The organism is Caballeronia sp. SBC1 (assembly GCF_011493005.1).
In the GTDB taxonomy this organism is placed as follows: domain Bacteria; phylum Pseudomonadota; class Gammaproteobacteria; order Burkholderiales; family Burkholderiaceae; genus Caballeronia.
In genome coordinates this window covers 418881-438765 of sequence record NZ_CP049158.1, presented here as the reverse complement: position 1 = coordinate 438765, position 19885 = coordinate 418881, and the positions used below count along the sequence as shown (strand labels likewise).

Annotated in this window: 19 protein-coding genes; 8 read left to right on the top strand and 11 right to left on the bottom strand. The window is 60.3% G+C overall.

Features of this window, described 5'->3' with window-relative positions; all coding sequences use genetic code 11:
- Positions 1 to 10: 10 nt before the first annotated feature.
- The 3 genes from SBC1_RS28910 to SBC1_RS28900 all read right to left on the bottom strand — a co-directional run bounded on the left by SBC1_RS28910 (position 11) and on the right by SBC1_RS28900 (position 3633).
- A complete protein-coding gene (locus tag SBC1_RS28910; RefSeq protein ID WP_165102912.1) occupies positions 11 to 904 on the bottom strand; it encodes a ferritin-like domain-containing protein in 894 nt (297 codons plus the stop codon).
- A gap of 122 nt (positions 905 to 1026) precedes the next feature.
- Entirely contained in the window at positions 1027 to 2466 is a 1440-nt protein-coding gene (locus SBC1_RS28905) for an MFS transporter (RefSeq protein WP_165102909.1), read from the bottom strand.
- Positions 2467 to 2934: 468 nt separating this feature from the next.
- Positions 2935 to 3633 carry a TetR/AcrR family transcriptional regulator gene (locus SBC1_RS28900; protein ID WP_165102906.1) on the bottom strand — a complete coding sequence of 233 codons (699 nt, stop codon included), beginning with the start codon at positions 3631 to 3633 and terminating at the stop codon, positions 2935 to 2937.
- A gap of 73 nt (positions 3634 to 3706) precedes the next feature.
- On the opposite strand from SBC1_RS28900, the gene SBC1_RS28895 reads away from it, so the two are divergent.
- Positions 3707 to 5212: an MDR family MFS transporter gene (locus tag SBC1_RS28895; protein ID WP_165102903.1), complete on the top strand. Its 1506-nt coding sequence runs from the start codon at positions 3707 to 3709 to the stop codon at positions 5210 to 5212.
- Positions 5213 to 5285: 73 nt separating this feature from the next.
- Entirely contained in the window at positions 5286 to 5495 is a 210-nt protein-coding gene (locus tag SBC1_RS28890) for a hypothetical protein (protein ID WP_165102900.1), read from the top strand.
- A 50-nt stretch (positions 5496 to 5545) separates the two neighbouring features.
- Here the strand turns inward: SBC1_RS28890 and SBC1_RS28885 are convergent, their stop codons facing one another.
- Complete coding sequence (locus SBC1_RS28885) at positions 5546 to 6166, bottom strand: LysE family translocator (protein WP_165102897.1); 621 nt, start codon at positions 6164 to 6166, stop codon at positions 5546 to 5548.
- Between the two features lie 412 nt (positions 6167 to 6578).
- Here SBC1_RS28885 and SBC1_RS28880 point away from each other — a divergent pair, with 412 nt between their 5' ends.
- Together SBC1_RS28880 and SBC1_RS28875 are read left to right on the top strand one after the other, a co-directional pair.
- Entirely contained in the window at positions 6579 to 7370 is a 792-nt protein-coding gene (locus SBC1_RS28880; protein WP_165102894.1) for an ABC transporter substrate-binding protein, read from the top strand.
- Positions 7371 to 7690: 320 nt separating this feature from the next.
- Positions 7691 to 8806 (top strand): succinylglutamate desuccinylase/aspartoacylase family protein, encoded by a 1116-nt coding sequence (locus SBC1_RS28875; protein WP_165102891.1) that lies wholly within the window; start codon positions 7691 to 7693, stop codon positions 8804 to 8806.
- A gap of 142 nt (positions 8807 to 8948) precedes the next feature.
- Here SBC1_RS28875 and flhC read toward each other — a convergent pair whose 3' ends face one another.
- The 3 genes from flhC to SBC1_RS28860 form a co-directional block, all read right to left on the bottom strand.
- Positions 8949 to 9608 (bottom strand): flagellar transcriptional regulator FlhC, encoded by a 660-nt coding sequence (gene flhC, locus SBC1_RS28870; protein ID WP_165102888.1) that lies wholly within the window; start codon positions 9606 to 9608, stop codon positions 8949 to 8951.
- A 15-nt stretch (positions 9609 to 9623) separates the two neighbouring features.
- Positions 9624 to 9941 carry a flagellar transcriptional regulator FlhD gene (gene flhD, locus SBC1_RS28865; RefSeq protein WP_047845882.1) on the bottom strand — a complete coding sequence of 106 codons (318 nt, stop codon included), beginning with the start codon at positions 9939 to 9941 and terminating at the stop codon, positions 9624 to 9626.
- Positions 9942 to 10615: 674 nt separating this feature from the next.
- Positions 10616 to 11650: a purine nucleoside permease gene (locus SBC1_RS28860; RefSeq protein ID WP_165104871.1), complete on the bottom strand. Its 1035-nt coding sequence runs from the start codon at positions 11648 to 11650 to the stop codon at positions 10616 to 10618.
- Between the two features lie 341 nt (positions 11651 to 11991).
- Between SBC1_RS28860 and SBC1_RS28855 the strand changes: the two genes are divergently transcribed.
- Positions 11992 to 12372 (top strand): hypothetical protein, encoded by a 381-nt coding sequence (locus SBC1_RS28855; RefSeq protein ID WP_165102885.1) that lies wholly within the window; start codon positions 11992 to 11994, stop codon positions 12370 to 12372.
- Here the strand turns inward: SBC1_RS28855 and SBC1_RS28850 are convergent.
- Complete coding sequence (locus tag SBC1_RS28850; protein WP_165102882.1) at positions 12297 to 14894, bottom strand: mechanosensitive ion channel family protein; 2598 nt, start codon at positions 14892 to 14894, stop codon at positions 12297 to 12299. The two genes, SBC1_RS28855 and SBC1_RS28850, sit on opposite strands and share 76 nt — an antisense overlap.
- Before the next feature lie 138 nt (positions 14895 to 15032).
- Here SBC1_RS28850 and SBC1_RS28845 point away from each other — a divergent pair, with 138 nt between their 5' ends.
- Positions 15033 to 15350, top strand: coding sequence for a hypothetical protein (locus tag SBC1_RS28845; RefSeq protein WP_165102879.1), 318 nt, complete (start codon positions 15033 to 15035; stop codon positions 15348 to 15350).
- 65 nt (positions 15351 to 15415) lie between these two features.
- Here the strand turns inward: SBC1_RS28845 and SBC1_RS28840 are convergent, their stop codons facing one another.
- Together SBC1_RS28840 and selD are read right to left on the bottom strand one after the other, a co-directional pair.
- Complete coding sequence (locus tag SBC1_RS28840; protein ID WP_165102876.1) at positions 15416 to 16336, bottom strand: cation diffusion facilitator family transporter; 921 nt, start codon at positions 16334 to 16336, stop codon at positions 15416 to 15418.
- 60 nt (positions 16337 to 16396) lie between these two features.
- Positions 16397 to 17461 carry a selenide, water dikinase SelD gene (selD, locus tag SBC1_RS28835; protein ID WP_165102868.1) on the bottom strand — a complete coding sequence of 355 codons (1065 nt, stop codon included), beginning with the start codon at positions 17459 to 17461 and terminating at the stop codon, positions 16397 to 16399.
- Between the two features lie 239 nt (positions 17462 to 17700).
- Here selD and SBC1_RS28830 point away from each other — a divergent pair, with 239 nt between their 5' ends.
- Both SBC1_RS28830 and SBC1_RS28825 read left to right on the top strand, forming a co-directional pair.
- Positions 17701 to 18120, top strand: a complete 420-nt coding sequence (locus SBC1_RS28830) for a BspC domain-containing protein (protein ID WP_165102865.1) — start codon at positions 17701 to 17703, stop codon at positions 18118 to 18120.
- A gap of 314 nt (positions 18121 to 18434) precedes the next feature.
- Complete coding sequence (locus SBC1_RS28825) at positions 18435 to 18671, top strand: hypothetical protein (RefSeq protein ID WP_165102862.1); 237 nt, start codon at positions 18435 to 18437, stop codon at positions 18669 to 18671.
- Positions 18672 to 18775: 104 nt separating this feature from the next.
- Here SBC1_RS28825 and SBC1_RS28820 read toward each other — a convergent pair whose 3' ends face one another.
- Positions 18776 to 19768 (bottom strand): AraC family transcriptional regulator, encoded by a 993-nt coding sequence (locus SBC1_RS28820; protein ID WP_165102859.1) that lies wholly within the window; start codon positions 19766 to 19768, stop codon positions 18776 to 18778.
- Between the last annotated feature and the right edge of the window lie 117 nt (positions 19769 to 19885).

Sequence of the window (19885 nt, the reverse complement as noted above, 5' to 3'; positions counted from 1 at the left end):
CAGTTAGTTGCTATTTGATAAATCGACGCGCAATCCGAGCGAGCCAAGGCACGGTCACGGGCCGCAAAAGACGGGCGTCGTAACCGCCCATGCGGCGTTCGTTTTCGGTCAGGCACAAATCAATCATCGCCCTCGCCGATATCCCGCCGCCCACCGAATCACCCACGTTCGCCGGGAAATTCATGTCCTGCGCGGCGCCGCTGGTGTCAATTCCCCGCGCCAGCGAAATACGATCGCGAATCAGCGAGAACCACACGCTGGTGGTTTTCGCGAAGAACCAGGGCCGGCGGTACCACGGCAAGCTGCGCCGGTACCACGCCACCCAGTTCGCAAAGAACAGGATATGGCGCGCCTCTTCCTGAATCACCGGTTCGAAGGTTTCAACCAGTTCTTCGGGGAAATAACCCGACTTGCGCGCAGCTTCGAATAAGCCAAACGCAAAGAAGCTATCGATACATTCGCTGTAACCCGTGAGCATCCAAGCGCGCAACGCGTCCTTCGGGGCGGGATACGGCGGCTCGGGTGCGAGTTCAATGCCGTATGCCTGAACCAGCCGAGACAGTACGACCTTGTGGCGCGCCTCCTCGGCACCGTTCATGGTAATGGCTTCACGCAGCAATGGATCTTTGATGCTGGCCGCAAAAGTCGACACGCGAATCGACGCGCGGCCTTCGGTCTGCACCGCAATATCCCAGATAGGCAGCGACGTGACGCGCTTGAGCACGGCAGGCGCCAGCATCGGCCAGTCGATGACCGCGGGCTTGTAGGGATTGTGAGTCGTGAGCAGCATCTCGCAGAACATGCGCTTATGTTGTGCGGAGCCAATCTTGATCTGGCCAGTGGATCGATACGTCCAGTGACGCATCGCGTAGTCGGCTTCGGCAGGCGTGAGCGTGTCGGACATGGCGTAACGGAAGAAGGAATCGCGTTATGCAGATTTTGGCATAACGCGCGATCTTCTGCCGCGATGCCTGGTCAAGCGCACCGGACCATAACGAGATCACGCACAGAGGCGTGATCTATATCTCAATGCGAAATTTGTTCCAGCGCCAAGTCCCGTGTTTTCGGTCCCATCAAGCCGATAGCCAGCATCACCACCACCATCGCGCCGGCAATAAACATAAACACCCCGGTCGTGCCGAACGCCTTCAACACACCCGCGATGAAGAACGACGTGAAGATGGCCGAAAAGCGGCTCCACGAATACACGAAGCCGACCGCACGCGCCCGGATGCTGGTGGGGAAAAGCTCGGTCTGATACGCATGGAAGCTATACGACATGATGTTGCTGGCGAGCGTCAAGCCCACGCCCATGCAGACCAACAGCGCTGCGCCCGAGACTTGGCTGAACACCAGCCCGCACACCACGATCGCACCCGCCATCACAACAATCACGCTCTTGCGCTCGAATTTATCGGCCATGAACAAGCCGATGATCGGGCCGACCGGTGCGGCAAGCGCAATGATCGTCGAGTACATCAGGCTGGTCGTGATCGTGATGCCCTGGTGAATCAGGAGCGTCGGCACCCAGTTGGCGAAACCGTAGAAACCCACCGTCTGGAAGATGTTGAAGATGATCATCATGGTCGCGCGCTTGCCGTAGGGCGCGACCCACATGTCACGGAACGATCCGCGTGTGCTGACCGGCTCAGGCGCTGCGGGCGGCGGCAACTGCCGGCCATATTCTTTCTCGACCTTCGCCTCCAGCGCTGTCATCACCGCGTCCGCTTCCGCGAGCCGCCCTTTTTGCGCCAGCCAGCGCGGGCTCTCAGGCAACGCGCGCCGGATGAACCAAACGAACAGCGCGCCATGCGCACCGATCAATACGACCCAGCGCCAGCCATCGAAACCGAAGGGCTTGTTCGGCACCAGCGCATAGGAGAGGAATGCGACGACCGGCACGGCCGCGAAACCAACCGCTTGCTCGCACGCGAAAGCGCGGCCTCGAATGTGTTTGGGCACCAGTTCGGAGATGTACGTGCCGATGGTTACCAACTCCACGCCGATGCCCAACCCCGCCATGAAGCGCCAGAAGTTGAGGCCGCCGGCCGAGTCCTGGAACGCCATGATTACGTTCGCGGCCGTGTACCAGAGCAGCGAGTAAGTGAAGATGGCGCGACGCCCGAAACGATCGGCGAGAAAACCGCAAGCAATCGTGCCGATGAACAAGCCAAGGAACAGCGACGCGATGAAACTCGCGACACCCGTCATGCCGAACAGGCCGACGGTGGTAGACGTCAGAATGCCGCTCTTGACCAGCCCCGGCGCAACGTAGCCTGAGTACAGCAGATCGTAGAGTTCGAAGAAAAACCCGAGGCTCAGCAAGACGACGAGCGTCCACATTGAACGGGTCGCCGGCAGGCGATCGAGTCGCGCGGAAATCGTGCCCGCGCTTAGCGAATCCGATGCACGAACGAAGTGGTCATGATCAGTTCGGGATTGAGCGAGGTCCTGAGCAGTTGTCATCGATTTATGTCTCCTTGTCGTGGGCAGCTTATGCGGCCGCTTGTCGTGCCGATGCCGACCGGCGACGCGCCCGTTTCGTCGAGCGGCCGAGCCGCTTCCCCGGCGCGCATTTTAACGGCGTATCGGCAGATTTGTTACAGACATCGGAACATTCTTCTTGAGCGTCATTAACAATGATTCTTATGGCGGTTCCGGGTTAAGCTGCTGTGGGTTCAGGCCGGGGTGCCAGGTTCTGGGGTTGGCGGTCGGAGTCAATGCCGGGTTGCTGCGTTCGGCGTTGGTGGTCTGCGAGAGTTGGATATTCTCTTTATCGCTATTAGCCGCGCGCAGTGGCTAATAGCGATAAATAAATTAGCTAACCTAAGCAGATCGATAAGCCAGAAAGCAGCAACCCGGCATTGACCCCGACCGCTAATCCCAGCCGCAAGAACCGCAACCCCGTCCACCGGCGCGAGCAAAAACCACCTCTCACACTGGCCCGACGCCGTGCATCAGCAACGCCACCGCATGCCGCGCGATCTGATCGCGCCTGGGCGCACAACCGCCGCTCTCCTCAGCCCATGTATAAGTCACCGCCAGCGGCAACACTGTCAGTCCGAATACCGACACAAACAGCAGCGACGGCTCCAGGTGCGGGTTGAGCTTGCCCTCCTTCTGCCACTGCGCAATCCGTGCGATCGATGCCTTCTTATTGGCATCGCCGAAACGCTCGGCAATGCGCTGGCGCAGCAATCCCCCTTCGCTGATCACCTCACGTACCCATAGCGTCGCAAACCACGGATGCCGCTCCGCCACAGCAACAAGACCCTCGGCGAATGCGCGCAATGCCTCCGCGGGCTCCGCGTCCGAATCGGCGAACGCCCGCCCAAGTTCAGCACGCAACGGCACGAATCGCTCATCGATCAACACATCCAGCAGTTGATCGCGCGTCTTGAAATAGTAATGAACCATGGCCGGCGTCACGCCCGCCTCTCGCGCGATCGCGCCGAGCGTGGTCTCCATGATTCCCTGACGCGCAAATAAAACCAGCGCGACGTCCAGAAGAAGCGCCCGCGGCTCGCCATGCTGCACGCCGGTCGGCCGCCCGGGCCGGCGGCCAGCCTTCGGCGACTCGACGGGGACGGAAGATTCGGAATGTTCAGAAGGATCGGTTACATCTTTAGTCATAGCGGCAATTGACCCCGGGAATGGCGTCGCCTAATATTAACTCCAACATTAATTTATCTCATCGGGCGGCTGAATGGAATCCCTGCAACCCTCTGTCTCACTTGCCGCCGTTGAAGAGCGACCTCCAATCCGGCTGCTCTTCACGGCGCTGCTGCTCGTCATGCTGCTCGGCGCGCTCGACCAGACTATCGTTTCCACGGCGCTGCCAACCATCGTAGGCGAGCTGGGCGGGCTCGAAAGCCTGTCGTGGGTCGTGACGTCATACTTGCTGACGTCGACTATCGTGGTGCCGCTGTACGGAAAATTCGGCGATCTGTTCGGCCGCAAAGTCGTCATTCAGGCGTCAATCCTCATCTTTCTTGCCGGCTCCATCCTGTGCGGCGTCGCGCAGGACATGACCCAGCTGATCGTGTTGCGCGCATTGCAGGGGCTCGGCGGCGGCGGTTTGATGGTCGTGACCATGGCCGCCATTGCCGACGTCATTCCACCCGCCGAACGCGGGCGCTACCAGGGCTTGTTCGGCGGCGTATTCGGACTCGCGACGGTCGTCGGACCGCTGCTGGGCGGGTTCATTGTCGAACATCTCTCTTGGCGCTGGATCTTCTACATCAACGTGCCGCTGGGCGTATTGGCGCTGATCGTGATCGGGCTCGTGTTCAAACCGCACGTGGCGCATGTGAAGCATAAAATCGATTACATGGGCGCCGCGTTCTTAGCTGCATCGCTCACTTGTATCATCCTTTTTACCAGCCAGGGCGGCACGCTGCTGCCGTGGAGCTCCCCGCAGCTTTGGTTCACGCTCGCGCTTGGATTCATTACGCTGGGCGGTTTTATCTACGAAGAGCGGCTCGCCGATGAACCAATTATGCCGCTTGAGCTGTTCAGGGAACGCACCTTCGTGCTGAGCGGGCTGATCGGTTTCATCGTCGGATTTTCGCTGTTCGGCGCCATCACCTTCCTGCCGCTGTATCTGCAAGTGGCGAAGGGGTCGACACCGTCGCAAGCCGGCCTGCAAGTCCTGCCGATGATGGCCGGCATATTGTCCAGCTCCATCATCAGTGGCCGTGTGATCAGCAAGATCGGCAAATACCGCTGGTTCCCGATCTGCGGCACCGCGCTGGTCGCCTGCGGCATGTTCCTGATGTCCACGCTGCAACTGGCCACCCCGCTTCACACCATGTACCTGTTCATGCTGCTGCTCGGACTGGGGCTCGGCATGGTCATGCAGGTGCTGGTGCTTGCCGTGCAGAACGCGGTGCCGTTCAAGAACATTGGCGTGGCGACGTCCGGCGCGACCCTGTTCCGGTCGATCGGCGGTTCTGTCGGGGTCGCGACGTTCGGCGCAATCTTCACGAACAATCTGCAATCGCGTCTGGCGGACGCCATGCCGCCGGGCGCCGAGTTACCGCATTCAATGCGGCCAACGATGGTCCAGCATCTTCCCGCCGCTTTCCGCGATACCTATCTCAATGCGTTCGCGGGCTCGATGCATGTGGTGTTTCTCGTGGCCGGTACGGTTGTGCTGCTTGCGTTCGCGTTGTCCTGGTTCATGCAGGACAAGCCGCTTCGCAGCAAGTGAGGGCGATGGGATCGAGTGCGTCAGCAGCGCTTTGGTTTAAGCTGACGCACTTTAACTTTGGAATGCCCGCGCAATGAAGCTTACGCACATCGTGATCGCCTCGACCCTCAGCACCTTCGCTTTTATCTCCACCGCCGCATTGGCGGACACTTATCACTTCGGCGAGGGACAGTCGTCCGTGTCGGGCGCCAGCAGCGCTTCGCGGCACGCGGCGCCACCCAAACATAAAAAGCACAAGAAGACGCGGCGTGCCGCCGACCAGGGTACGCATTCGAATCCGTAAGAGAAGAGCCTGGGCAGCATACGTCGCGTGCCGTCTTCGTCAAGCGCGTTTCAGCGCGTCAGCAGCTGGCGAACGCCAAGCGCCACGATCAACCCGCCGCAGACACGGTCGATCCATGCCCGGTAACCGCGATAGCCTGACGCAATCCCCGCGTGTGACAGGACGAGTGCGACGAAGCCGTACCACGTCGTTGCGACCACGGCGACCATGGCAAGCATTGCCGCGAACGTGACTGGCGACATATGCGCGGGCGTGGCGGAAGCAAAGATGGCGGCGAAAAACGCTACTGACTTCGGGTTCGTGATGTTGGTGGCGAAGCCTTGCACAAATGCTTTGCGCAGTCCGCCGGGCACGCTCACGGCGGCCATGCCCGACTCGCCGGCTCGCGCCTTGACGATCAGCCGGCAGCCGAACCACATGAGATACGCCGCGCCGCCAATCTTCACGACAAGCGCCATCCACGGAAATGCGGCGAACACGATTCCCACGCCGAGAATGGCGCAAGTCGCCCAGAACAGGCTGACCAGGACGATGCCCGCGACGACCGCCAGAGCCTCGGAGCGTGTCGATGAGGCCGCCTTGTGCGCAACCGCGACAAAATTCGGCCCGGGAATAACCACGCCTGCAATGTAGACAGACAAAACAGCCAAGACTGCGGATGAATCGACCACGCCGTCGCTCCCTCATAGATCGACGCGCGGGAAGGCGGCGTCGGTTGACGCATTATCGCTGAGGTCCGTTCACGCGATTTGAAACCCCTGCTGACGACTCCGTCTTGCCAGCCGCGCTACATGGCCTGCATGACTGGATTCGACCTGAGGCCCAAGTCACCCTCACAATGGCATCGCACAAAAATTAATTCAGTTGTCTGTACAAGCTGAAATGCCTAGACACACAAGGCTTTTGAGATTCGCTATCGGGACTTCCACCAACTCCCTTATTTTTTTGGCTTGGTAACCTGCTGCGGTTCTATAGCGGACACAATCTGCAGAATGTAAGCTGTCCGGCGTCGAGGGGCCTCACGCCGGACGAACCCGGGTACCGACCTATCCGGATGTACTGACCACCTATGGAGTAAAAACAGTGAAAAAACTGCTCGCGGCTTTGACGATTTCCTTGCTCGCCGTCACATCGATCACCTCCGTCACCGCCAATGCGAAGGATTACTCGACCATCCGTTTCGGCGTCGACGCCTCTTATGCCCCGTTCGAATCGAAAGGTCCGGATGGCAAGCTGGTCGGCTTCGATATCGACCTCGGCAATGAAATTTGCGCACGCCTGCATGCGAAGTGCGTATGGGTGGAAAACGATTTCGACGGCATGATCCCGGCCTTGAAGGCGAAGAAGTTCGACGGCGTGTTGTCGTCGATGTCCATGACGCCGCAACGCGCCGAACAAATTGCGTTCTCGAGCAAGCTGTTCAACACGCCGACCCGCCTGATCGCCAAGAAGGGCAGCGGCATTCTGCCGACACCTGAAGGCCTGAAGGGCAAGACGGTGGGTGTGGAACAAGGCACGATCCAGGAAACCTACGCCAAGACCTATTGGGCGCCGAAGGGTGTAACGGTTACGCCGTACCAGAACCAGGACGGCGTCTACGCCGACCTGCAAGCTGGACGCCTGGATGCAGCACTGCAAGATGCCGTGCAAGCGGACGTGGGCTTCCTGAAGACGCCGCGCGGTGCGGGTTACGAGTTCGTGGGTAAGGATCTGGTCGATCCGACAATCCTCGGCAACGGTGCGGGTATTGGCCTGCGCAAGGAAGACACCGACCTGAAAGCACAGATCGACAAGGCAATCGCCTCGATCATCAAGGACGGTACGTACAAGAAGCTTGAGAAGAAGTACTTCGACTTCGACGTGTACGGCAGCTAAGCAGCCCCTGAGCCTGAGTCCGGAACGCGTTCCGGGCACAGCTTGAAAGCTTGAGAAAACGGGCTCCGCGGTAAACGCGGAGCCCGTTTTGTTTTCGGCGTCTTTTTCGCGTCTTTCGCTCCCGGCGCGGCAATGCTGTGGTTTTCAGCTAAGATCGAGCGTCTGGGGCAGGCGGCGCCGCAGGTACTCGCAGGTAATAGCCGGCTCCCCCGGCACGCTGCAACCCGGAGGCCGTCGCGAACGCCCCGTCCAACTCTCCTGAACACGCCGACATTTTTCCCAAGCTCGACGCGTTTCCAGCGCGCCGTGCACCGACAATCATGCAAACCAAAACGCACACCCTGATTTCGCCGTCGATCGGCACCACCCGCAATATCTTGAGTTTTCACTACGGTCCGGGGGGCGGCGAAAAGATCTATATCCAGTCCTCGCTCCATGCCGACGAACTTCCCGGCATGCTGGTCGCCTGGCGTCTGCGGCGCCATTTGGCCGAGTTCGAAGCGGCGGGCAAGCTGCGCGGCGAAGTGGTGATCGTGCCGGTATCGAACCCGATCGGGTTGAACCAGAACATGCATGGCACGCTGCTCGGGCGTTTCGAGCTGAACAGCGGCCACAACTTCAATCGCAATTTCCACGACCTGGCCGCGCTGATCGCACCGCGTATAGAAGGCCGGCTGTCCGGGGACATCAGTGCGAACAAGCTTGCCGTGCGCCGCGCCATGCGCGAAGCGCTTGACGAGCAAAAACCGCAAACCGAGCTTGAGTCGCAACGCCTTGCATTGCAGAAGCTCTCTTACGATGCCGATGTCGTGCTCGACCTGCATTGCGACCTCGACGCGGCGCTGCACCTCTACACCAACCCGGATATCTGGGACGAAGTCGAGCCGCTTGCGCGATATCTGGATTCGAAGGCGTCGCTGCTGGCGTTGAATTCGGTGGGCAACCCGTTCGACGAGATTCACAGTTTCTGCTGGTCGGATCTGCGGGCCAAGTTTGGTGACCGTTTCCCAGTGCCGAATGGCGGCATTTCGGTGACGGTGGAACTGCGCAGCCAGCACGACGTCTCTTATGAATTCGCCGATGCTGACGCGCAGGGCATCATCAATTACCTGATTCATCGTGGCGTGATCGATGCGGCCGCGCCCGCCATGCCGGCGCTTGCCTATCCGGCAACGCCGCTTGCCGGTGCCGAGCCAATTGTTGCTCCTGCGAGCGGCGTGCTGGTGTTTCGCGCGAAGGTCGGGGCGCTGGTCAAAGCCGGCGATGCAATAGCCGATGTGGTCGATCCGCTGACGGACACCGTTACGCCATTGAATTGCACGACCACCGGTGTGTTGTATGCGCGGCAGATTGCACGGTTTGCCACCGCGGGGATGGAGGTGGCTCGGGTCGCTAGTGCGACCGCTTACAGGACGGGGTCGTTGTTGTCGGCGTAAGGTCAAAACCACAAGCAAAAGGGCTACCAACCTCGGTAGCCCCAAAAAATCCAACACCCCTTTAAAACCTTAAAAAACAGCAGCGGGTCCTGCGGCCACCCCATCGAATGATGGTCCTCGGGGCCACCGGTCCGCTTGCCGCCTAAGCAGCCTGTGCAATCAGGCTTTCTGTGCGCGGCTGTAACATCGCCGCGTGTTCGAGCACCGTCGGTTCCGGCACTTCGTTAGTCGATATCATGCTCAACTCCGCCAGCGCGGTCTCCAGGCTCGCCTGACGGGCGGCCGCCGCTTTCTTGGTCTTCCCCGCGCGTGACGGCGGCTGGCAGGCCCCGCACACCACGTTTTCTTGCAAATCATGTTTGTGCGCGATGAACTTTCCAGTGCAGCGGCAGCATTTCGTGAGCTGCAGCATGCCCGCATCGAAAAAGCGCACAAGGGTCCAGGCCCGCGTTAAATCAAGTACCGCCTCGACATCGCTATTCCTGCAATGTTCGAGATACAACCGATACCCCTTCGTCAGGGCATCGAGGTGCGAGCAACCCGCTTCTTTCTTCAGGAACGCATACGTGTTGTAGAAGAGCGAAGCATGGATGTTCGCAAGCCATGTCATATACCAGTCAGCCGAAAAAGGCAGCATGCCCTTCGGCGGCGATACGCCCTTCACCTCGCGATACAACCGGATCATCCGGTCACGCGACAGTGTCAGTTCACTTTCGAGCACCTGCATCCGCGCCCCGAGTTCGATCAATGCGATCGCGCGGAAAACTTCTTGTGCATCTTCGGTGAGGCTCTTCTTAAGCATGGCGCGCTCTCGTGCTTAGAGGAACTGTTCTGCTGGCTGACCGGCCAGCAAGATGGCTGCGTGCGTCGGCGCAATATCCGCATGCTTCGCGGGCGACGTGAGAGCGGCCAGCATGGTGTGATCGTTGAAACGGAAAAAACACAGCAACTGGTCTGAAGCCGCCAGTTTGACAACCTGCGCGAGCGTCAGCCCGGACAGAAGGTCGGCGAGTTCCTTAGACAAACCGAGTCGAAACATCCCGATAGCACGGTCCTCTCGCAACATGCGCTGCGCGAGCATGATGTACGACAAGTTGATTTCTCGAATCGAGTCCAGCGTTTCGCGACCGTTCATGATTTTCCTGCGTTCGATATAAACCCCGAGTACCCTGCCGGCATTTTTTGCCAGCTATCTTTTTTGCCTAGCCAAACGTTTGTTCTGTCGGCTACGTTTAAACTTTGTTTCAGCGAGTTACATCTTGTAACAACACTGTGAAACGGATTGTAAGTACCACGCAGCGGGAAATCAAGAACATCTCAATAATAAATTTCCATAAAACAACAGAGAGAAACGGTAACTTTTTCCCGAAGTTGTAACAAGAAAGTGTGACCGGTTTTTGGCGGCTATTTTGACGCGAGCCGGGCCGTGTCATTCGACAGAGGTTTTGCTTGGCGATTGATTTATTAGGGAAAAAACGGATGAAGCGGATAGCCGGTTGACATGCCCGACGAATTAATCGGATTGCGATGAATGGAGAAGTTGTAACAGGAGGTCAGTCGGTCCGCTGAATTGCCGCGAAGGAAAACCCTCGGGTAAAAGCTGCCGATTTGCTTTCACTTTTAATGCAGAAATTTGACGAATGGGACATCCGAATGGCCGCCGGATGGAACATGTTTCATCAAGTTGTAACAGCATTGCTCAAACTATGAAAAGTGACGCATCAATAGAGAACCCTTCTTCCAACCCACCGCTCGTCCGCGTCGATCGTTCATGCGGAAGACGGGCGGTGGGCCGCCGGTTTCGCACCGCTAGCGTTGCGGTATGCCGTCGCGCCATTCAATCCAGTGCGTTGCAATCTCCTGCACCAGCGGATTCCCCGCCCGATACAAATTTTCAATAGCCGGTGCAAAACCGCCTTGAGCGGCGTAATTGAGGAGATTATCGGAGGCTGATTGCCCGTCATAGGGCCGATCAAAATCCGAACCCGCACGCACGGCTGCCACCCGGTTCAAATCCACCCGATGCACACTCGCCGCACGCGACAACGCCTCGTAGGTCGCATTGTCTTCCTGCTGCGTCGTGCAATACACCCCCTTGCCGTCAGTCACGAGCTTCGTCCAGTCACGCGCCCGCTCGCCAATATCCTTCCCCGACCACCACGTATCGCTCGCCAGCGTGTCGCACTGGATCACCTTGGGCGGCTGGTTCGCCGGCGCATAGTTGAACTTGGCGCGCGCGGCCTGCGCTTCGGGGCTATCGGCGAGCATCACGTTCTTCGACAACGCATAAGCCGCATCGGCCAGATCCGGATTCAGCCGGAACACCTCGGTCTTGTAATCGAGCGGTGGTTTATCGGCCGGGCCTTTCGTATTGATGCCGAGATAACCGCTCGGCCAGCTATCCGGCTTTTCGCGCGCATCGAGCTCCCATTGAATGCCAAAGTCGACGAGATATTTTGCCCACGCAGCCGACCCGATCGTGCCTTGCATCGGGTCAATGCCCGCGATCCCCGCGATCATGAAATAGGTACGGCGCAGATCGAATTTATCGGAGAACGTGAGCGCCATCAGCGAAGCGGCGGCATTCGCATGACCCATGCCGGTGGTCATCACGCAGACCTGCTGCCGGTTGCAGTTCACAACGGGATAATCCGGCGAGAGTCCGGCTACATGCATGGCCTTCCAGGGGCCGAGCTTGTCGAGCCAAACCTGGCCTTCGGGACCGAACATGGAAACGATCATGACCTTGACGGGCTGGCTGCGGCCGGTGCCATTGCCGCTATGGGCGCCATCCGGGCCCTGCGCAAACGTTGGCTCACAAGCGCTGAACAAGAGCGCCGCCATCGCGGCCGCCAGGCTCAATGCGGGGATTCGTGAGGGGATGTGAGTAGGGATCTGGGTGACGACGCAGGTGCGGGTAGAACGAAGGAGCAGGTCGAGCGAGGAACGGACGATCGATTTCATCTGGGCGGCACCGTAAGTGGAAGGAGAACGCGAGGTGAAACACACGCCCGTCTCGTCAGTACCACCCGCCGGACGCTCGTGCGTGAGCGCATTATAGAAGGGCGACGGACGCTGCCGTAAGGAACATAAAATGCTCCGGTAACAGCCATCAAGCACTAGTCTTGCTGTTTCGCTTATTCGTTGTTTGTTCGTTGTTAAATCCCCTTGCCTGCAAGGCTCCCATGCCAGACACCGCCGCTTCACGAATGATCGATGCGTTTCACGCCAGCCATGTTGAGGACCATCAGCACATCGAGATGTGGCTCGAGGCGACCGGCGACTGCGCCGTCGCGCTCGAGGCATTGTGGTCTGAGGGGGAACATCATCGGGGACATGCACGCACGGCCATGGACCGGCTGATCGCGCTGGCGGACAGGCACGGGGTCATGCTTTCACTCGTGCCACGGCCGCTCACGCAGAAAGGCGAAGGCCCCGCCGTGCCCTCCGTTGATCACGGCGCACCCGATAGCGCCGCGCTGGAAGCGTTTTATGGCCGGCTGGGCTTCGAACGCTCAGGGGGCAAATTCGAAGGCGCGCCGGTGATGGTGCGCTCGCCGCGTTGATCGGCATGGGCGTTAGCATTGGCATTCACGTTGGCGTTCGCATTCGCATCGCTTGAAGAATCGTCACGCTGATCCCCCTTCAACGCCGCAGCCAACTCACCCGCATCACCGCCCTTCACGATCACGAAACTGCGCTGCGGATTCGCGATTTCAATGCCGCGTTCCGTGAAGCGGTCTAGAATGCGCCGATTGAATTCACGCTGCACCCCCCAGCGTGCGCTATCGCGGCACTGGATCTGGCCGGCGAGCGTGACCGTCGAACCATCTACAGCGTCCACGCCCCACAGGCTGAAGTCGGAGAGGATGCCGTCCTTGAACGCATCGTCTTCACGCAGCGATGCCCCGATCTCCTTGAGCGTATCCGCTGCCAGGTTCACGTCCTGTCCAAGTGCAATGCTCACGCGTACAGCAGCATTGCCAATGCCGCGATTCGTGTTGTTCACCGTCGATACCGAACTGAACGGCACGGTAAAGAGCGAGCCGTCGCTGCCCCGCAAACGCACCGTGCGGATCGACAGATATTCGACCGTCCCCGATACCCCCGCGAGCGTGACCCAGTCGCCCACTTGCATCGCGTTCTCCATCAACAAGAAGATGCCGGTGATCAAATCCTGCACGAGCTTTTGCGACCCGAAGCCAAGCGCCACGCCGAAGATACTCGCGCTCGCGAGCAGCGGCGCGGTGTTTACGCCGATCTCGCTTAGTCCGGTCAACACAACGACCATCGCGATCACGATGAAGAGCGCGCTGCGCATCATTGGCAGCAGCGTTCGAAGGCGTGCGGCCCGCAAACGGTCACCGCTCGTGGTCCAGTTTTCCAGCCGCTGTTCGACCATCACGTTGGCGCCCTCCCACACGATCACGGCGAACGCGGCGGCAACCCCGATGGTGATGAGCGCGGATGCAAGCCGATGCCCCACTCCGCCCGACGAGAACAGCGTCAGGACGTGAAGCCCCCAGACCTGCAGCAGCGTCAGCAAGGTGACCACAACGATTACTGTCTGCACTGCGCGCCGCAACAGCGGGTAATAGCGGTAAGCATGCTGATGCGCGATCGACTTGTTCGACAAGTCGTCGTCTCCGCCCGCCGTATGAAAAATGCGGCCGAGCGCACCGAACGCGACAATGGCAACCACGCGCGCCGCCACCAGCACGAGCACCGAGATGCCGAACAGATGAAATAGCGTGCGATACCCGTTGCGTACATCGAGCGCCCAGACGAACCACAGCGCCAGCACGAAAAACACCGCGAGGCCGGCCCAGACATCAGCGACCCAATTGCCCAGCAGTACGAACGACCGCCGTCCCTTGACGCTCTCGCGAATCCAGGCAGCAACCGGCACGCGGCACTTGAGAATTACGAGAGCAATCAGGACATGCACGACCAGCGCGACCGCCTTGAGGATCGCGTCGTGGGCGGTGTCGGTCATGCCCAGCGGCTCCGCTGCCTCGGCGAGCGCCGAGCCGGCGCCCGCCACGCACACAATGCGCACCAGCCAGTCGTGCGCGAAGCGCGCGGCGTCGTCGCTAATCTGGATCAGGCGCAAGCCTGGCGCGCGGGGCGCGATGAAGAAACCACTCGCGATCACAATGCCGCGGCACACCACGTACACGTCGATCAACGCGCCGACGGAACGGCCCTGCGGCGTGCTGTCGTCGATGAAAATGGACATCAGCACCGCCGCCACCACCATGAACACGATCAGCGGCGCCAACGCGAGCAAGCTGTGAAGAATGGCGCTTGGCAGCCGTTGCAACAGCGTCCAGTGACGCGCTGCATGGCGCACCCCGCGGGCGGTATCGGTCTTGCGTTCAGCGACCTCGATGGCCGCCTCGTTGCCCGAGCGCTCGGCCACGGCTTCAGCGTGCACCGCCGCCCGCTCGTCCTTCGCAAGTTCGGGCTGGGCGGCATCGACATCAACGATCCCGCGGGCCGCGATCCGCGCGCGCAGCCGGCGCAGCCATCGTGAGATCAGGTATTCCAGCAGCAGTGCGGGCAACAACGAGATAGAGATCGACCAGATCACCCGACCGAGCAGATCGCGACCGCTGGCGGTTGCGGTGCGCTGGCTCCACCACTGCATGACCGAGCCGTAGTCGAGCAGCGCCGTCATGGAACGGCGCAAGCCGCCACTGAGTTCCACGACCCAGTAACCCGCTTCATGCGAAATCTGCGATGCCAGCCCGTTGCTCGTGAGGGACTTCGCCAGTACGCTCGCCGCGCCCGAAGCACCGCTTGCAGCCGATGCGGTGGCCGGCGCCGAGCTGCCTGAGGCGGCCTGCACAGGCGTAGAGAGCGCTCCAGCGGCCGCGACTGCCCGCAGGGTGTCCTCGACCTGGCTGCGGCGTGCGGGGTCGTTCAGCACGGCTAGCGCGGCGCGCGCCTGTTCGGGGGTCAGCGTGACGGTTGATGCATTGGAGGCTGGCCTGGCTGCGCTGGAGGCCGCATTTGCGACAGATACAAACGTGCTGCTCAGGACGCTCAGAACAAAGAGAAAGATGACGAGAACAATTTTGCGCATAGGCGAGGATGAGGAACTCGGTTAGGGAAAACCGCCACGGATGCGCCCGGCCTGCAGCGCGATTGAACCTGCGGTGATCACTTTCAAGCTGGAATGGTTCGTGCATCAAACATCAGATCAAAACCACCGGATTCAGGCATGCACGTCCAAAATACGCGAACTATGCGATCCAGGCGAGTTGCCCTTTCCGTCGCCGCCGTGTTGTTGTCGGCGACCGGACTGCTGGTAGCACTTCTTGCGCCCGGGCGGGTATCTGCTGCCCAGCACGACGCAAACGCCGAGCGAGCCGCCAAGCCCATTGCGCCCTCGGCTGCCGCGGTTACCAAGCACGTAGACAGCGGCATGCCGTTGGACGAGGGCACCACGCTGCTTCCCGCCAGCGGCGACACCCAGCTTCCCGCAACACCCGATACCCCGCGACCGCACTACGTTCGTCCACCGGCGCATCTGCCTTGATTCCAGGGTCTTCCCAACGTCGTGCATATTAGTGGAAGCCGTGTTGGAAAGCTTATTACGCCCGTTCAGGCGCGCGCCTCGGCCACGCGGGGAATATCCGGCTCGAAGAAGACCCAGCGTGCTTCGGGAAACGCGCGCTGCAGGTCCGCTTCGATCACATTGATTGCATCGACCATTGCGCGGCCGCTGTCGTAGTCCACCATTTCCGCTTGCACGGCCACCACGATCTGCTTGCCCCATTGCAGCGTAATCAGGTTGATCACGCGGACAATTTCCGGGCGCGCGCGCAAGTGCGCATCGATTGCCCGGCGCACTTCCGGACTCGCCGATTCCCCGACGATCATCGACTTCACTTCACGGGCGACCAGGTACGCAATCACCATGAGCAGCACGCCAATGCCAATTGACCCGGCTGCGTCGTAGACAGGATTGCCGGTAACCATGGTCATCAGCACGGCGCAGAACGCAATGGCGAGACCCGCAAGCGCGGCGACATCTTCGCCCGTGACCACGATCAATTCGGACTCGCGCGTCTCGCGAAACCATCTCCAGAGAGACTTATTTCCTGATGTCTTGCGAATCTCGCGCAACGCGCCAGCCAAGGAAAACGACTCGAGCACGACCGATATTCCCAGTACGATAAGCGCGACAATCGGGTTACTGACCGCTTCGTGCCGGGCGATCCGGTGCACACCTTCATACACCGAAAACGCGCCGCCGACGAAGAACAGCAGAAGCGCGACGAGCATGGAATAGAAGTAGATCTCGCGGCCCGAGCCGAGCGGATGCAACACGTCGGCGGGAGCCTGTGAACGCTTGAGGCCGAACAGCAACAGGAGCTGATTGCCACAGTCGGCAGTCGAGTGGATGGCTTCGGCAAACATGGAGCCGGAGCCGGTGAACGCGGCCGCCCCAAACTTGCAGACGGCAATGCCAAAGTTGGCTGCGAGCGCGTAGAAAATGGCTTTCGGCGATTCTTCTTTCATCGTGCTCCTGGCGGAAGTGGGTCAGCGACGCTCTGGGGAATCTGACTGCGCACGCACGCGCTAGACGACTTCCACGCGGCCTTCGCCATCGATCATTTCTCCGATCACTGCAGCCTGATCGAAGCCGTCCGCGCGGAAGATGGCGAGCACTTCGTCAACCGCCTCGGGCGCACACGACACCAACAAGCCGCCCGAAGTCTGCGGATCGGTGAGCAGATTTCGGGCCACATCGTGCAATGACGACGCCAGCGTGATGTCGTGCCCGTATGCGGTCCAGTTGCGCCCGGACGCCCCGGTGACCACGCCCGCTTTCGCGAACGCTTCCACGCCGGGCAACCACGGCAAGTCGGCGTATCGCAGGCGTGCTGTCAGTCCAGCACCGCGGCTCAGCTCCAGCGTGTGGCCCAACAAGCCGAAGCCGGTCACGTCGGTGAGCGCGTGCACGGCGTCGAGTACGGCGAGATCCGCGCCCGGGCGGTTCAGCTTGGTCGTGGCGGCGATCATTGCGGCGTAGCCGGCGGTATCGAGTTGATCCTTCTTCAGCGCCGCCGACAACACGCCCACGCCGAGCGGCTTGCCGAGGATCAGCACGTCGCCTGGGCGAGCCGAGGCGTTACGCTTCACGCGCTTCGGATGCACGATGCCGATTGCCGCCAGGCCATAAATAGGCTCGACGGAATCAATGGAATGCCCACCCGCGACGGGGATGCCCGCCTCGGCGCAGATCGACTCGCCGCCCTTCAGCACGGCCGCGATCACCTCGTGCGGCAGCACGTTGATTGGCATGCCAACGAGCGCGAGCGCGAGGATTGGTTTGCCGCCCATGGCATAGACATCGGAGAGTGCGTTGGTCGCGGCGATACGGCCGAAGTCGAACGGGTCATCCACGATCGGCATGAAGAAGTCGGTGGTGGCGACAATCGCCTGCTCGTCGTTCAAACGATAAACCGCCGCGTCGTCGGCGGTGTCGTTGCCTACCAGCAAGTCGGGAAAGAACGGCAACGGCACGTTGCGTTTCAACAGGTCGGCGAGAACGCCCGGCGCGATCTTGCAGCCACAGCCGCCACCGTGGGACAGGCTGGTCAATCGGGGCGACGGGGTTGCGTTCAGCTTGATGTCAGTCATTCGCGGTCATCCGGCAAAGTTGCATGTAACCAACATTATGGTGGTTCCAGCGTCCGGGCGTGGCAATTACGGTCGAGCTTACCGCCCTTGTCACCACGGCGCGTAGTCCGTGCCGATGTGGAAAGGCTTCATGCGGGCTTCATGCAGGCTTCATGCGGGCTATCACTTGGTACACTTCGGGTCACGGTCTGATGCCGCCCTTCAACGCTACTTATCAACCGCCCTGTGCCCTCTCTCGCATGAAATCTTTACCTCTTGTTCTCGGCTTGATCCTCTGTGCATCGCTGTATCAACTCAGTCACGCTCAGGAATCGCCTGATCCCTCGCAGGAAGACTACGCTTACCTAACCCGCATGCACGTCCCTCAACCGGTGATCCGCTGCGTGGCAGCGTTCGACCGATGGGTCGCGTTGACGCCCAAGTACGACACGTTCATTGTTCCCGACCGGCGTGTGCTAAGTGCAAAGATCGATAACGACACCACTATCTTCAGCCCGGTCAACCCCATTCCCGTAGACGAAGTGATCGCCATGCGCGCCTTTGCCAAAGTTCGCGGAGGGTCGCAATGGACGCGCGTAGACAGCCGTTGCGGCGTGCGCGACGGCCGCGTGGTCGGCGTTTCGCTCAGCCCAAATGTAAGGCCCAAGATCGTTCGGTAACAGCGCCTGGGGGACACGCCTTCGTAGCCTTTGCCGAATATTTCAACACACACTTTTCCTTACAAACGCAAACGGCTTGTCATTTAGCTAATCGCTAAATTGATTTCACGGATTTCACTTGGAGAAACCGATGAAACGATTAGCGATTCTAGTCACGCTCGCAGTACTCCTCGGCAGCACCCTTGGTGGTTGTATCGTCGTGCCGGACGGTGGATACCACCATCACGACTACTACGGCGGCCGCTACTAAGCCCGGCTACCAAGTCCGCTCTAAGCCGTGGAATAAACCGAATAACAGCGCGAAGGAAACCAACATGTTGACAGTCAAAAAAGGCTTGGCAGCCGCATCGCTTGCGGTGGCGGCAGCAATGAGTCTCGGCTTCACGAACACCGCATCCGCCGACGACCACTTCCAACCCGGCTACGTTCATGTCGATAGCCGCGGCTGGCACGGCGACCGGTATTACGACGGGCATCGCTACTGGGAACGTCGTGAGTGGGAGCGCCATCACGCACACCACTATGACGGCCCTCCGCATCGCTACTATTGATCGGTCGGGAAGGCGTTAGAAACGAAAAAGCCAGGGACGTCCCTGGCTTTTTCGTTTCCTGCCGCGTCTAAGCAACTGCTGCAATGCGGCGCTTCGAAGCTTGATCACGCACCTGCAGTCTCGCGCCATTTGCGGGTGTCGCGTAATGGCGGCGCACCGAACAGGCGGCTGTACTCGCGGCTGAATTGCGACGCGCTCTCGTACCCCACGCGGTGCGCCGCTGTCGCTGCATCGGTCATGTCGATCAGCATCAGGCGGCGCGCTTCCTGAAGCCGCAACTGCTTCTGGTATTGCAGCGGGCTCATTGCCGTGACGGCTTTGAAATGATGGTGCAGCGACGAGACGCTCATATGCACGTCGCGCGCGATCGACTCCACGCGTAAAGGCTGATCGAAGTGCTGGCGCAGCAGCATGATCGCTTTCGCGATGCGCTGTGTCTGACTGTCCTGCAGCGCGATCTGACGCAAGCGTGCGCCGGGACCGTTCATCAACAACCGATACAGGATCTCGCGCTTGACCAGCGGCGCGAGAATCGGAATGTCCTCGGGTGTGTCGAGCAGGCGCAGCAAGCGCAATACGGCGTCGAGCATCGATGTGCCGAGCCGGTTGACATACAGCCCGCGCGAGGCGTCCGCGGGTGTGGACGGCGGCAGGCTTTCGTCGCGAATCAACTTCGTGATTTCCTCGACATCGAGATCAAGCCGCATGCCCAGATACGGGTTGTCCTCGGTCGCGCCCGTCACCTGCCCCATCACCGGCAGATCCACCGATGAAACCAGATAGTGCATGGGGTCATAGACGTACAGTTCGTCGCCTACCATGATCCGCTTCGACCCTTGCGCGATCACGCCAAGCGCCGGCGTCTGGATGCCGTGGCTCGGGCCGCCGCAATGCACGACCCGGTGCAGGAACAAACCGTGCACCGCCGTCTGGCACGTGCCGGTGGTGTCTGCCGTGAAGCGGTCCAGTAACGCGACCAGATCGAGCCGGGCGTGATCAAGGCCCGGGTCAAGCGGCGCAGATGCCACGCCGTTGACAGCGTGATTAGCGTGGTTCGGAGGATCGATGGCGGAATCCGCCGTCTCATTCAGGGCCATGATTCGCAGATAGTGAGTTTGCGCGGCTGCTACCCGGGAACCGGCCACAGTCTTGCAAGGATGGAAAGAGTTGCCGTCAGCCTGCTGCTACCACTGCGCGCTACGACCAACCCACGG